Origin of the sequence: Prevotella scopos JCM 17725 (genome assembly GCF_018127785.1) — a bacterium.
In the GTDB taxonomy this organism is placed as follows: domain Bacteria; phylum Bacteroidota; class Bacteroidia; order Bacteroidales; family Bacteroidaceae; genus Prevotella; species Prevotella scopos.
This window is the reverse complement of record NZ_CP072389.1, coordinates 764,470-779,436: the sequence shown is the minus strand read 5'-3', so window position 1 is coordinate 779,436 and position 14,967 is coordinate 764,470. Positions and strand designations below refer to the sequence as shown.

Sequence of the window (14,967 nt, the reverse complement as noted above, 5' to 3'; positions counted from 1 at the left end):
TTAATGTATGATGGATACTCACGAGCAACATTAACCTAAAACGATGAAACTTAAAAACCTAATAATGACAGCGATAACCTTATTGACGGTATTGGAAGTGAATGCTTCTGATGCTGATAGCTTAGTGTTAATGAGTGGCTTTCCTAGTGAAGAAGTGGGAATTGAACAGGGCGTTTCCGCCTGTTATGCGGGGTGTATTGATAATCAACTTGTAATGGCTGGTGGATGTAATTTCCCTGTACACACTTTGGCACCTGATAGTAAGAAGCTTTATTATCGTGGGATTTATGCATCCAAGACTGATGAGGATAATCAGCTGAATTGGAAGTTGGTTGGTCATTTACCTGAACCTCTGGCTTATGGTGTCGCAGTCAATTGCGATAACAGTATGATTATTGTAGGTGGAATGAATAATGATGGGAGCTGTAGGAACGTTTATCGTGTTAACTTCGTATGCGGTAAAGCTGAAGTTATGTCTCTACCTTCTCTTCCTTATTCTGCAGACAACATGGCGGGAGCCTTAGTAGGCAGACATCTTTATATTGCAGGAGGAATGATGGATGGCAAGGCTTCGAATCGAGTTTTACGATTAGATTTAGATCATCTTTCAGCTGGTTGGAAAGACGTAAAACCTTTCCCCGGAATTGTGCGTGTGCAGCCAGTAGCTGGTAGCATTGGTGATAATCGTTTCTGTCTATTTGGTGGTTTTGCCCCTGCTGCAAATGGTGAGGAAGCAAAATTGGCGATGGATGGTTGCATATATGACGAAACTACAGATGAATGGCAGACGATTGAAGGACCAAAAGATGAAAAAGGTGAACCATTGTTTGTTGGAGGTGGTACGGGTATTAACCTATCCAAAGACCAGCTGCTTGTGATGGGAGGCGTAAACAAAGATGTGTTCCTCTCGGCTGTCAATCATCCGCAGCCAGATTATCTCAGTCATCCTATAGATTGGTATCGTTTTAATCCTTACACCTTATATTATAATGCAGATGGTTGGAAGGTCCTCTATAAGAGTCCTGACACGGCTCGTGCTGGTGCAGCTTTGGCACAGACGGAGCAAGGTCTGTATGTTATTGGTGGTGAGCTAAAGCCAAGAGTGCGTAGCAATAAGGTTGTGAGATATCCTAAACGCTAATAATACTCCTCGATTCTTACTTATTGAAATTAATCATTAATTGCCCATTTTTCTCAACGGAGCCTTCTTTTACTTCTTTTGAATGAAGAGGATGATGTTAGAAAGGGCTAAATTCATTTATGAAAAAATATTATCCTTGGGTACTTGTTGCTCTCCTCTGGTTTGTTGCCCTGCTCAATTATATGGACCGACAGATGTTATCGACAATGCAGGAAGCAATGAAAGTTGATATTGCTGAGTTAAACCATGCTGAAGCATTCGGTGCTTTGATGGCTGTGTTCCTGTGGGTTTATGGTCTTGTGAGTCCGTTTGCTGGAATCATAGCTGATCGTGCAAACCGCAAGTGGCTTGTCGTAGGCAGTATTTTTGTTTGGTCAGCTGTGACCTTGCTCATGGGATATGCAGAGAGTTTCAATCAACTTTACTGGCTTCGTGCGTTTATGGGAATCAGCGAAGCACTCTATATTCCAGCAGCTTTGTCGCTTATTGCCGATTGGCATGAAGGAAAGTCACGCTCACTGGCGATTGGTATTCACATGACGGGTCTGTATGTGGGCCAGGCAGTGGGTGGTTTCGGCGCCACACTTGCAGCGATGCTTTCATGGAATGCTGCCTTTCACTGGTTTGGCATCATCGGTATAGTTTATTCAATTGTCTTACTCTTATTCATGAAAGAAAGTCCTAAGCATGGACAGAAACGTACTTCACAAGAAGAGGCTAAAACAAGCAAGAATCCTTTCCGTGGATTGTCAATCGTCTGCTCTACATGGGCTTTCTGGGTAATACTCTTTTACTTTGCAGTACCAAGTCTTCCAGGTTGGGCAACAAAGAACTGGTTGCCAACATTGTTTGCTAATAGTTTGAACATTCCAATGTCAACTGCAGGACCGATGTCAACAATAACAATTGCAGTCTCATCGTTTATAGGTGTTATCATGGGAGGTATCGTTTCTGACCGTTGGGTACAACGTAACCTGTGCGGACGTGTTTATACCAGTGCCATAGGTCTTGCCCTGACTGTTCCTGCTCTGATGTTGTTGGGTTTTGGTCATAGTCTTGTTGCTTTTGTTGGAGCAGGGTTGTGCTTCGGTATCGGTTATGGTATGTTTGATGCTAACAATATGCCAATCCTTTGTCAGTTCATATCTTCAAAGTATCGTAGTACGGCTTACGGAATCATGAATATGACAGGTGTGTTTGCTGGTGCCGTCGTAACACAGGTGTTAGGCAAGTGGACAGATGGTGGAAACCTCGGTCTTGGCTTTGCCATCTTAGGAGGTATTGTGGTTTTAGCTTTGGTTTTACAACTCTCTTGTTTAAAGCCAACAACCGACAATATGGAATAAGAGGTTTTTATAATTGCTAATAATTATCACATATAATCGTCTTTACCACTCACGTAATTCGCAATGAAGAGAATAGAAGGTGGAGGGCAACATCATTTATGGAAAAGATTATCGGATTAATTGACGCTCCGTTCACGCCATTCTATGCAAATGGCGATGTCAATCTTGAGCCTATAGAGGCTTATGCTGCTATGTTGCAGAAGAACGGATTACAGGGTGTTTTCATCAATGGTTCATCAGGTGAGGGCTATATGCTCACAACAGAAGAACGTATGCAGTTGGCTGAACGTTGGATGCAGGTAGCACCAGAAGGTTTTAAGGTTATCGTACATGTGGGTAGTTGCTGCTTGCGTGAGAGTGTACGTTTGGCTGAACATGCTGAGAAGATTGGTGCATGGGGTATTGGTGCTATGGCTCCTCCATTCCCAAAGATTGGTCGTATTGAGGAGTTAGTGAAGTATTGTGAGACAATTGCAGCTGCAGCTCCTTCACTTCCTTTCTATTATTATCATATCCCTGCTTTCAATGGTGCTTTCTTGTCAATGCTTGAGCTGTTGAAGGCTGTTGATGGTCGTATTCCTAACTTCGCTGGTATTAAATATACCTTTGAAAGCCTTTATGAGTACAACCAATGCCGTCTTTACAAGGATGGAAAGTTTGATATGTTGCACGGACAAGATGAGACAATACTCCCAAGTCTAGCACAGGGAGGTGCAAAGGGTGGTATCGGTGGTACAACTAACTATAATGGACGTGAGTTGACGGGTATTATTGAGGCATGGAACAGGGGAGATATTGAGACTGCACGTGAGAAGCAGAACTTCTCACAAGAGGTTATCAATGTCATTTGTCACTTCCGTGGTAATATTGTTGGTGGTAAGCGTATCATGAAACTGATTGGCTTTGACCTTGGTCCTAATCGTGTTCCGTTTCAGAATATGACGGATGAGGAAGAGGCACGTATGAAGAAAGAACTTGAGGGAATTGGTTTCTTTGAGCGTTGCAATAAGTTCTAACAAGCGATTATATAAACGGGAAACAGCCCGATATTTCTCTTTAATCTCCTTTATAAGTTTGTTGACTAGGAGATTGGGAAGTATTGGGCTGTTTCTACTCTGTTTACACAGAGTACTCTTGTAATTCTATGTCGTTTAACTACGTACTTTTGTTTTGTGTCTTTTTGTGAGGTTTCGTTGGTTTCAATTATAGATAGTGATTTCACCTGCAATTGATTGATTCATGTATTTACGGATAGTTTCCGTGTCTTTATACTTAGCTTGCAGGAACATCAGTTTTGTTACAGCAGCCTCAACGGTACTGTCATAGCCACTGATAACGCCAGCATCCTTGAGTTGATAGCCCGTGTCATAACGGTTCATCTCAACCTGGCCACTAATACATTGGCTAATATTGACAACAATAATATCACGCTCTGTAACTTTGCGGAGTAAGTTCATGAGCCATGGTTGTTGTGGTGCGTTTCCACTACCATACGAGCGCATGACTATGCTTCGCAACTCTGGAGCATCAAATGTGTGTCGAATTAAATGTTCTTCGATGCCAGGGAAGAGTGAGAAGATAATAACATTGTTGTCTAACTCGAAATGTGGCACCATAGGCTTCGAGAAGTCAGGCTTTAAGATATTGTGTTCTTTAAAGTTGAAGTTGACCCCAGCTTCACAAAGGTGAGGATAGTTAAATGAGTCAAATGCGTTGAATTCATCAGCATTTTGCTTCGTTGAGCGGTTGCCTCTAAGAAGGTGTCCACTAAAATAGACACAAACCTCTGGCACAATAGGTGTGCCATCCGCATGATGAGACGATGCCAATTCAAGACTTGTCATAAGGTTCTCCTTACCATCGGTACGAAGCTGTCCAATAGGAAGTTGCGAACCTGTAAGAATGATAGGCTTTGTGAGGTTCTCAAACATGAACGATAAAGCAGATGCGGTATAGGACATCGTGTCAGTACCATGTAATACAACGAAACCATCATACTCATCATAGCGGTCTGAAATAACTTTTACTAACTGCTTCCATTTTACAGGTGACATGTCAGAAGAGTCAATAGGAGGGTCAAACTGGTAGGTATCAACCTCTGTAGGGATAAGTTTGAATTCGGGAACGTTGTCAACGAGATGGTTGAAATCCAATGGCTCCAATGCACCTGTCCGTTGGTTATGCCCCATACCAATGGTGCCACCTGTGTAAATAAGCAATACTTTGTTGGTTCTGTTCATCGCGCATTAGTTTGTTGTTTTTGCAAAGATAACAAAAAAAATAACTCATATCCTAATTTCTCTACATTATTTTTTATTAGTGTTGAACAATAAAACATTTCTCTAAAAAGGAATCCTTAATAAGTCTGTTTGGCAGTTGTAATAAAGGCACTAACCTTTTTCAAAAAATCTACTAATAAAAAGCATGAATGGTGCGGAGGCCTAGCACGAGTGGTGCTGGTGCTTAGCACGAGTGGTGCTAAGGCCCCGCACGAAGTGTGCGGAAGGCTAAACACATTGTCACATGCTTTTAGGATGAAGTCATTCTATTGTTAATGAGAATTTGAAGAAGTATAAACAATGAAAACTCTGATAGTAATGTATCTTACTTCCTCTTTGATAGGGGAGGATAATTGTTAATGTGTCTTTTTTGAGGAAGTTATGTATAGGAAAGCTTTTGTCAGTCATTGTGTATGCGTGATTTCCTTTACAACGTTTGGTTATCTCTGCATTTATGCTTATCTTTGTGTTTCAAACATAATCATTCACTATATTACCAAATTATCTTTCAACTATGGAGAAGAAATATTTTGCCCCTTCGGAGCTGATTATAAATGAAGATGGAAGCATCTTCCACCTGCACTTGAACCCAGAGAATCTTGCAGATAAAGTTATACTTGTTGGTGATCCAGGTCGTGTAGCACTTGTTGCTTCACATTTTGATAATACCGAATGTGAGGTGTCTAATCGTGAGTTCCGTGCTATCACAGGTACATACCATGGGAAGAGAATCACCGTTTTAAGTACAGGTATTGGATGTGATAATATCGATATTGTTGTAAATGAGCTGGATGCACTTGCAAATATAGATTTCAAGACACGTACAGAGAAAGAAAAATTGCACCAGTTGACACTTGTACGTATCGGTACTTGTGGAGGATTACAGCCTTACACACCTGTTGGTACTTATATTGCATCTGCTAAGAGTATTGGTTTTGATGGTTTACTAAACTTCTATGCTGGTCGTAACCAGGCTTGTGACCTTGAGTTTGAAGCGGAGTTCAAGAAGCAGGTGAACTGGGACCCTCAGTTGGGAAATCCGTATGTGGCATGTGCTGATAAGGAATTACTTAATACGATTGCTTCTGACGATATGGTACGTGGCGTCACAATCGCATGTGGCGGATTCTTTGGGCCACAGGGTCGTGAACTTCGTTTACCTTTGCAGGACCCTAAATTGAATGAGAAGATAGAAAACTTCTCTTATAATGGTATGCAGGTAACCAACTTCGAGATGGAATCATCTGCCCTTGCAGGTCTTGCAACCCTGATGGGTCATAAGGCTGTAACTGTATGTATGGTTATTGCAAACCGACTTGCTAAAGAAGCTAATGCAAGCTATAAGAATACGATTGATGGCTTGATAGAGAAGGTGTTGGAGAGAATATAAGAAACCATATTTTATGAGCAAACAAACTGATAAGATATCACAATCAATGTTATCCACTCCCCAGTCAATTCTTTCGGGGAGTGGCGAGCCAATCTGCTCGCTTGCTACTCAGCCCGGTGGAGCTATAGGTATCATCCGTGTGAGTGGAGAGAAAGCGATAAAAGTAACGGACAAAGTCTTTCAGGGTATTCATAGAAAGCATTTAACAGATGCGAAAGCTAATACCTTGCATTATGGCGAGATCCTCGACAAGGAGGGGAATACCATTGATGATGTTCTTGTCAGTGTCTTCCGAACTCCTCATAGTTATACGGGTGAGAATAGTACTGAGATATCTTGTCATGGTTCTGCTTATATTCTTAATCAAGTAGTTAAGGCACTTATTGATGCTGGATGCCGTCAAGCTCAGCCTGGTGAATATACACAGCGGGCTTATATGAATGGTAAGATGGATCTCAGTCAGGCTGAGGCTGTTGCCGACCTTATTGCTGCTTCTAACCGAGCGTCGCATCAAGTGGCATTAAGTCAGCTTAAAGGTCATTTTAGTTCTGAACTTTCACTCTTGCGTGAGCAGCTATTGAAGATGACTTCTTTGTTAGAGTTAGAACTTGACTTCTCTGATCATGAAGAACTTGAGTTTGCTGACCGCACTGAGCTGAAGGCTTTGGCAGAGAAGATTCATCAAAGAGTAAAGTCACTCACTGATTCTTTTGAAACAGGTAAAGCATTAAAAAAAGGTGTACCTGTAGCCATTGTTGGTAAGACGAATGTCGGTAAATCAACGCTATTGAATTGTCTTCTCCATGAAGAGAAAGCCATCGTCTCAAACATTCATGGTACCACCCGTGATGTCATTGAAGATACTACCGAAATCAAAGGTGTCACCTTTCGCTTCATCGATACAGCGGGAATTCGTCATACTGACGACCAAATTGAGAAGTTAGGTATTGAGCGCGCTTATCAGAAAATGGATGAGGCAGCCATTGTTTTGTGGGTTGTTGATGATGTACCAACAGCAGAAGAATGTGCTGAGATACAACGATTAGCACAGAGGAAGCATTTGATTACGATCTTTAATAAGATAGATAGTAAGGCTGCGGAGCCAAGAATGGCTAATAAAGAACTACATACAATCTATATCTCTGCTAAGTTGAAGCAGAATATCAATGAATTAGAGGAAGCAATTTATGAAGCTGCAGACATCCCTGAGATAAACGAAAATAGTGTTATCATCACTTCTGCCCGTCATTACGAGGCCTTGACTCATGCGGATGAGTCAATCCTTCGAGTGATGTTAGGTCTTGATTCCGGTCTTAGTGGTGACCTCATTAGCGAGGATCTGCGTATCTGTCTCCATCAACTTGCTGACATCACAGGTGGCCAAATCACTACACATGAGGTTCTTGGTAATATCTTTAAGCACTTCTGTATCGGAAAGTGAATTCTCAGAAACTTGAGGTTTTATAGTTTGTTGGATTCTGTTTACTGAGAGATATATCCCTCTTGGTCATACCCCTTCCGCTCACTATGAATGAGATTTATCAATTGTTGAATCTCGTTTATATCTGTTTTAATGTTTTTATAGCGAGCATATTGTTCGTTATATCGTGTAGCAGACCCATGTTTTAGCCGAGTTGAAATATCCTCTGGGATTAGGAAGGTGGTGCGTTCAGCCCCTAGATGTCTTTGAAACTCTGTTAGAAAAATCTGAATACCAGCTAAATCGAAGTCGCCAAAATGAAGGTATTGATTCGGAAGAGAAGCTAGCCATTCTCTAAGGTCTGTTGATTGTGGATAACGTGAAACGAATAATACCTTCTGAGAAAGTTTGTGTTTCTGCAGATACGTATCAAAAAACGCACGCTGTTGGCGTATCATTCTGAAATTCTCCATGTTCTCAATTCCTATTATGGTCATATCCGCTGGAATTTTGAATGTTCTCCAGTCAGCAACAAATAAGAATGAACCTTCTACAGGATTGATAACAAAAGCTTTATTATTAAAGCTACATTCTATTGGTTCATAGCTGTTTACAGGAAAGCCTGGGCACGAACGTACAGTCACGAGTTTTGAGTTCCCTGTTTCGTTTGCCATTGAATGCCGTGAGTCTGAATCATCAACTTCTAATATTCTAAAATTCTCGTCTTTGTCAATGAGATGTCTTTTCAAAGCTTCGATGTTGATGGCTCGATACGACTTTCTAGAACCGCGAATAATGATTTGTAGCAGTCCTTCTTGCATAAGTTCTGTTAGCAGTCTTGGGTTTATCTTTGAACCTGCAACTGTCTCGCCAGCTATTAAAGCTTGTAATGATGCACTTATTGCCATAACCCTTTCTTGTCAGATTCTTTTTAAAAGTTTCTCTACTCTTGTCTTTACGCCATGCTTGCTAAGTAAATAGGTATATCGATAATCGTATGGATTATAGGATGTCGGAGAACTATTAATGAGATAGATGTTACGAGAGTTAGCAAATTGTAGTATGCCTTTGATGTTGTTGGGGTGCAAACGTCCTATCTCATCCATCATACAATGTACAATGAAGTCGCCATTTTTACGTGCTGCTTTCTTCTTAAAGACATTTATAAGCATGATGTTAACCATCGCTTTTACTAAGATATCTGTTCCGTCCGAGCCAACGTTATTAATGCGTTCTACCCATCCTGTATCATTGTCGTTTTCTTTAATACGGAATTGTAAACGGAAAGCATCACTCAATGACACATTACTTCGATTTGGTTCGTTCTGTAACTGATGAGACAAACTCTTGAGATAATCAACAACCTTACGATTTACTTCATCATGATTATCACTTGAAAATAGGTTTAGTTCTCCAATTGAAAGTGCATTGTCAACACTGTAATCATGAATTGAAATAAGCAATTGCATAAGCTTATCAGAGGACTCATTCGCTCTTAACTCTATACTTTTGATAACGCCTGCAAAGTTCTTTTCTACAAAGTCACGATTGATGTCGAGAATTACTCTATCAACATCAGACCTACGTTTCATCAATGTACCTATCTCGGTTGAGATACGTCCTAAGATGTCTTTGTAATGTTCGCTTGTACGCCTTCTATACTCTTCAATCTTGTTATTGTCCATGAACTCTTGTAAGTCAACTGAGATCTGCATATAATCGCTGTCTGTTACAGGCATCGTGTTGAAGTGAAAAGCATTCTGAGGCTTAAAGTTGCGATTGAAGTTTACGACGGTTCCTTTTAGTATCTCAATGGCTTCTCGTTTCTGATTAATGGTGCCTCTCAGCTGGCTTATTAGCTGTAAACAGTCTAAATGTGTAGCCTTTACCTTATTATCAGCGAGATAATCGTTGGATACTAAGTGTTCATTTTCTATAACTTGATGATATTGATTTAGTCCATCTCTTCTATGAGCGAGGTCTTTTTGGATTGCTCTCTGTTGGTCTTCAAATGCCTGCTTCTTCTTTTCTATGCGTATTCGTTTGTCTTCGTAGCGTTGTTGCAACATAATAAGTCGCTGTCCAATCTCCTTTATATTGTTTCTAATATCAGCTTCTTTAGAGAAGAGCGTTTCCACCGCATCTTCGTATTTGATTACGTCATTGCGGTCTGTCTCTATCTGTTGAAGTAGCTTGTTAAGCTCATCAAGTGCTTTGCGATATTCATTCAATAGTTTGATATCTACTCCCTTGCCTTCAAGCTCAGCTTTTTGTTGCTTGTCAAGTTGAGCTTTTTGATTTTCAAATTCCTGATTATGCAATTCGGCTTCTGACTTTTGTTGCTCTTGAAACGCATGTAGTTCATTATTAAGTGCCTTTACAGACCTGTTGAAAGCAGCATCAAGTTCCTTCAAATCCTTTTCGTTCTTAGCATCATTCTTAGCTTGTCTTTCTTTCTCTGCTTCAACTTTAAGTGTGGCATCATTGAATGCACGCATACGTAATTCTTGTTCGCTTGAGATTATCTCCTGCTCTTCCATCTCTAATTTATGCTGTTGGTTCTGCAGGTTTTGTCTCTTTGTAGGTATTTGTTCAGCCTCCACTCTTAACTGAGTAGCCTCTTGACGTAATGGTTTAAGTAGGTTACCATACTTCTTACCGAGTTTAGATATTTCCTCTTGAAGGGTTACTGGTAGTTGTGATAACTGTCTATTCAATAGCTGAAGTTGGCTTTCTAAATTTTTCTTCTTTGTCCTATACTCATCAGGGGTACGATGAGCAGGCTCAATATTTTCCAAGTTGAGCTTTATTCCAAATAGGTTGTCCGTTTTACTGTCTAATGTTGGTTCAAGTCCTTGGGCGTAGAGTATCCGTTCTTCATCTACAACTTTTCCAATTGTATCTTCCCATCCTACAGCGTTCTCACACAACCAATGATACAGCGAGTCATCCAGATGTGACAGCAAGTCGTTGATTCTTTCAATCTCATTACGGCATATTGTACGATCGTTCTCCAATCGCTTTTGTTCCTGCAAAGAGGCTTGTTTCAACTCTGCCTCTTTCATTTCGAATTCATTAGTCAGCTTTTCTATTTGAATTCTAACAATTGTCTGCTGTGCTCCGTTAGCCTTTTCTTTGATATTTAATTGCACCAGTTGCTCCTTCACCAACTTGATGTCATCCTCTTTTGGGCGCCATTGACGTAGTTCTTTAAGTCTACTATCTGTTCTATACCGTTCTGCAAAAAGGTCTTGAAGACGATTTTTAGAATCATTTGACAGAACACGATACGTATTCATAACCTGATTTCTGTTCTTAGAACGCTCTTCTTCATAGCGATTTCGTTCTTGTTGTAGCTCTGTTTGTTTTGTATATAAAGCCTCTCTCAGCCTATTGATAAATGCTTGATGAGCGTTTTCAAGTTTCGCTTTGGCGATGTTATACTTCTCTGCTATTGAAGCATTCGTTTTGAGCAAATCATCCAATAGCATTTTTTTCTCAGCCGTCTCATGTTTTAATGACTTCTCACGAGCGTTAAGTGCAACCTTTTCTTTTATATTGATAGCATCAAAATACTTTCGTTTCTCAGCTATCTCTTTCAGCTTACTATTTTTCCCACCAAGGTCTTGATTGAGTGAGTCTTTTTCTTTGTCATAGTCAGCTTTAAGTTCCTTCTGACGTTTACTTTCTTTCTCAATATTGTTCCTTACATCTACAAGTTTACTTTCCAATAGTGGTATTTGTTGTTCATCGTCTGCTACAACATAGTTCAGCATGTGCCATACATCAAGTAGTTGCTGATCAAACGCAACTATCTTACGCCCCTGTTCAGCTATTTTCAGTGCTTGCTGGCGTACGGGATAAATTCCGTCACGTGTCTGACGAAACCAACAGTCTATTTCATCGTATTCCCTTTCAAAGTCTGTTACCAGTCTTCTGTACGTTTGTAAATCAATAGGGTGGTCTTCGTCAGCCATTGACAGGATGATTGTATTCTTCACAAAGTCAGCATCCAACTTCGTGTTAAGAAATACATTTTGAATACTTCGTGGAATATTCTGATAGTGTGCACTTTGTACTAGTGCATAGCGTGTGAACTTATGATCGTGGGTATTGCCAAAGATGATATCCTTGAACATGACACCAGAGTCGATTCTCGCTGATACAACTATATTATTCTCGATGCGTTCACGTATCTTTACCCAGTCACTCAGTACCTGCTTGTTATCGTCAATGAGCCACTCTCTCTGGTATGGAGCATCGATAAATCGCCATGAAGCACGACCTTGATAGCGGTTTACTAAGATGGTATAGGCTCCATTATCACGCATTACCTCATATAAGATATGCGAGTTAGATTGACGAAAATAGAATTCATCAAAGGACTTTTGTCCTTGTTGAATGCCGAGCCGATGCTTGTCTGCATTATAGAAGAAAAGTAGTGCTCTCAGTATAGTACTTTTTCCGACACCTTGTGTTCCTGTAAAATGCACGTTACCATCTATTGCTATCTCTGCATAAGGAATGTTGGCACTATTGATAAAAATAATCTTATTCAGGTACTTCATCTTCGTTGGCTATTTGAATCATGTTTACCAGTTCCTCAGCATAATGGAATGCTGAAGTAATTTTATAAGTCTCATCTTGTTCGCTGATGCATTCAGCAAAGCCCATATTCTGCATCTCCTGAAGAAGTTTGTTCACAGTTTCCAAATTTGAACCAGCCCCATATTTCTTGAATAGGTGATTGGCTTTCTCCTTGAGTTCGATGTCAAGACTGATTTGTTCTATCAGATTACTCTTACGAAACTGGTAACCGGCAGTAAACGATTGATTATAACATTTAAGAAAGTCAAGATAATCAAGCCATTTTGAAAAGCTTTCCAGCTTCTGTCCTATAGTATGTTTCCCCTCTTCTAAACGTGAAAAATAGAAGTAACCATTACCCATCTCTAACTGAAGCCCAATTTCTTTGAAATAATCGGTATAGTCTTCTAGATTCTCTTCAATGTCCTCATAGAGATGACGGATAGAATTGTCTGTGCTGTCAACCGATAGGAATTCTCCTCGACTCAGCCTTTCATATATTCTTTGAGTATTATTTCGCATAGATGATAGGGTATTCAATGTTTTGATATGTAGCATATTTTCCTGTCATCTTACATTCATCAGCGTGTAAGATGACGAGTTGACAAAAGAGGGCAGCATGATCTTTAAGATCACGTTTCGTAGCATAATTGTATCGCAGTATGAATTCAAACAGATTGTAACTTGATGCTGCAAAGGTATTCCAAATTTCTGCTGGGTCCACCTCTTTCAGACGCTGTATGTGTACTTGTAAGTCTTCATCTGTCAGGGGTTCTGCTTCTGTTCGTGCAGACTTCTGTATTCCATTGCGTTCAGCAATTCTGCGCAGTACCTTTACTATCTCATCGTTCTCTTTTAATCTTTCTAATGAAAGTCGAAGCTTACTATATTGTCGAGACTCCATCCATAAAGGATTTATGTGCTCTAATACTTGTACAAGATTCGTGTCAGTCTTAATGAGTAGTTGGTCTTGCAGGTATTTTAGTTTGCGAATCTTTTTATATAGTTGATTCTGTTGGTCTATTTGATTGATATAGACAATAATCTGTCTGTCAATCTCCATTAATGCATGATAAGCCTCTGTAAAGTCGTGCTTAACATTACTGCAGGTTTTAGCCATGTGAGGGTCATTGGCCATGATGAAGAAGGCCTGTTCATTGTCCATTAGCTTCTCACACTCACGTATCATTGAGCGTATGCTATGACTTTTTTCGTCAAGATTCTGTAGCTTAGTCTTCTTTATAAGGTAGTTGGGTTCTTGCTTATAGGTGTTGTCCATGTTTCGCTTCAAATCTACGACATTCTTTAATGTCCTGAAGCCTGTCTTCTTTAAGAGTTGTCGCACACTATCTTGATAACCTGCTTTTCGATTTACATTGGTTTCTTGCAAGAAATAACCAATATGCTCCTTTAAGGTGTTAATACACTCTTGCACACTAAGAACACTTATTTCTTCATTAATATTCAGCACCTCCTCGAAGAAGTTGATGTAATCACTCTCTATTTCAAGGGAGTTACCTGATTCCACCAACACACCATAGTCCACAAGTCTTCTAAGTCGGTTTTCGTTTCCACCGACTAATTCTATTGCTAACCCTATCGGAAACTTCATCAGCTTACGTTTCTCAAACATCTGACTTAGTAGTTCTTGCTCTCGAGAGAGCGTTTTTGTTAGTTCTTCTATGGTTCTAAAATGTGAGAGAATATCCATTTGATTGCTTACTAAATAAAGATTGTGTTAGCATTTGTTTTCCAATAGTTTGGGCGATGGTCATCAGTATGTTGATAGATGATTACGAAAGAAGCATTGCTTCTAATAAGCGCTTTACTGCCTATCAATCAACAACTTGTTGATAATCACTACAAGAACAATTCTTCTGTCCCTTGTATAGATGATGTTTGATAGGAATAATTTTAACTATAAAACAGAACTTATATGACGCCCTTTGGATGATTTATCGTAATCATCTATATTATTTCAGCTTCTTACTCATCCTACCATCAGGTGTTACTCGCAGCTCGATAACGTATGTTGTGTCAGCATCAGGGATTCCAATGATTACATAGTAATAAAGAGCTTTGGCATCAGCTTGCGTGAAATACATCTTGCGTAAGATGCTGCGAGAGAGAAACTCTTTTGGGATGAGTGACTGGAACTCTTGTTTACGGAAGTCATGAGCAAAGACAGGTGTACCATGATTGTACAATCGTAAGGATGCAACATTGTCAAGATAAATGTTATCAACTTCCACTCCGTTATCGTTATAAGTTGATTTAACAACCTTGTCAGATGTCGTTTGAACATGGACTTTACTTTCAAAATAGCCTAAATCTGTACGGATGATAGTGTCTTGCGACTGCTCCAAGAAGGTATTCATCGCATAAACATGATAGTTAAATGCAGAGTATAGAGCTTTGTCGTAACTCTTTATCAACTTTACTTCATCACCATTTTGGTTGGCAAATTTAAATAAATGAGCTGCCTGCTTTTCTATTTTATACCCATGAATGTTTTGACCTTGCAAATAAATGGTATCTTGATAAATCCAGAAGCGTACAGGCATACTGGCTGAGTCAGGGTAGAAAATACTATCTCCCTTAACCAACATAGCCGGATCACTGTTCTCACCATTGGTCCATAATCCCTGTAGCATCTCTTTTGCTTGCTTGTCTTCGTGTTTCTGTTGAAAATCTGTACCACGATTGTTGCATGCTGTTAAAAGAGCCATTAGTATTATTAAGTAGGGAAATAACTTCTGTTTCATCTTTGCTGATACCTGGTTGAACGCATTGGTGGTGCGCTC

Annotated in this window: 11 protein-coding genes; 5 read left to right on the top strand and 6 right to left on the bottom strand. The window is 39.9% G+C overall.

Translation table 11 applies throughout. From position 1 onward, the window contains the following. The first annotated feature begins 43 nt into the window (after positions 1 to 43). The 3 genes from J4856_RS02960 to J4856_RS02950 all read left to right on the top strand — a co-directional run bounded on the left by J4856_RS02960 (position 44) and on the right by J4856_RS02950 (position 3,503). Entirely contained in the window at positions 44 to 1,141 is a 1,098-nt protein-coding gene (locus J4856_RS02960) for a cyclically-permuted mutarotase family protein (RefSeq protein WP_428842425.1), read from the top strand. Between the two features lie 119 nt (positions 1,142 to 1,260). Then, entirely contained in the window at positions 1,261 to 2,487 is a 1,227-nt protein-coding gene (locus J4856_RS02955) for an MFS transporter (protein WP_065367888.1), read from the top strand. 98 nt (positions 2,488 to 2,585) lie between these two features. Continuing rightward, on the top strand, positions 2,586 to 3,503 hold the full coding sequence (locus J4856_RS02950) for a dihydrodipicolinate synthase family protein (protein ID WP_025836518.1): 918 nt from the start codon (positions 2,586 to 2,588) through the stop codon (positions 3,501 to 3,503). 183 nt (positions 3,504 to 3,686) lie between these two features. Here J4856_RS02950 and J4856_RS02945 read toward each other — a convergent pair whose 3' ends face one another. Beyond that, complete coding sequence (locus J4856_RS02945; protein WP_025836515.1) at positions 3,687 to 4,727, bottom strand: type I asparaginase; 1,041 nt, start codon at positions 4,725 to 4,727, stop codon at positions 3,687 to 3,689. Between the two features lie 553 nt (positions 4,728 to 5,280). Here J4856_RS02945 and J4856_RS02940 point away from each other — a divergent pair. Continuing rightward, positions 5,281 to 6,156 carry a nucleoside phosphorylase gene (locus tag J4856_RS02940; protein ID WP_065367887.1) on the top strand — a complete coding sequence of 292 codons (876 nt, stop codon included), beginning with the start codon at positions 5,281 to 5,283 and terminating at the stop codon, positions 6,154 to 6,156. 46 nt (positions 6,157 to 6,202) lie between these two features. Then, positions 6,203 to 7,597: a tRNA uridine-5-carboxymethylaminomethyl(34) synthesis GTPase MnmE gene (mnmE, locus tag J4856_RS02935; protein WP_025836513.1), complete on the top strand. Its 1,395-nt coding sequence runs from the start codon at positions 6,203 to 6,205 to the stop codon at positions 7,595 to 7,597. Positions 7,598 to 7,638: 41 nt separating this feature from the next. On the opposite strand, the gene J4856_RS02930 is transcribed toward mnmE, so the two are convergent. From J4856_RS02930 to J4856_RS02910, 5 genes are all read right to left on the bottom strand, one after another. Further along, a complete protein-coding gene (locus tag J4856_RS02930) occupies positions 7,639 to 8,484 on the bottom strand; it encodes a DUF7281 domain-containing protein (RefSeq protein ID WP_025836512.1) in 846 nt (281 codons plus the stop codon). A gap of 12 nt (positions 8,485 to 8,496) precedes the next feature. Beyond that, positions 8,497 to 12,144 carry an ATP-binding protein gene (locus J4856_RS02925; RefSeq protein ID WP_025836509.1) on the bottom strand — a complete coding sequence of 1,216 codons (3,648 nt, stop codon included), beginning with the start codon at positions 12,142 to 12,144 and terminating at the stop codon, positions 8,497 to 8,499. Continuing rightward, a complete protein-coding gene (locus tag J4856_RS02920) occupies positions 12,128 to 12,685 on the bottom strand; it encodes a condensin complex protein MksE (protein ID WP_025836507.1) in 558 nt (185 codons plus the stop codon). The genes J4856_RS02925 and J4856_RS02920 overlap by 17 nt, the downstream gene beginning before the upstream one ends. Next, positions 12,675 to 13,874, bottom strand: coding sequence for a hypothetical protein (locus J4856_RS02915; RefSeq protein WP_065367886.1), 1,200 nt, complete (start codon positions 13,872 to 13,874; stop codon positions 12,675 to 12,677). Before J4856_RS02915 ends, J4856_RS02920 begins: the two co-directional genes overlap by 11 nt. Positions 13,875 to 14,136: 262 nt before the next feature. Continuing rightward, positions 14,137 to 14,928 (bottom strand): DUF4738 domain-containing protein, encoded by a 792-nt coding sequence (locus tag J4856_RS02910; RefSeq protein WP_025836505.1) that lies wholly within the window; start codon positions 14,926 to 14,928, stop codon positions 14,137 to 14,139. Positions 14,929 to 14,967: the final 39 nt, after the last annotated feature.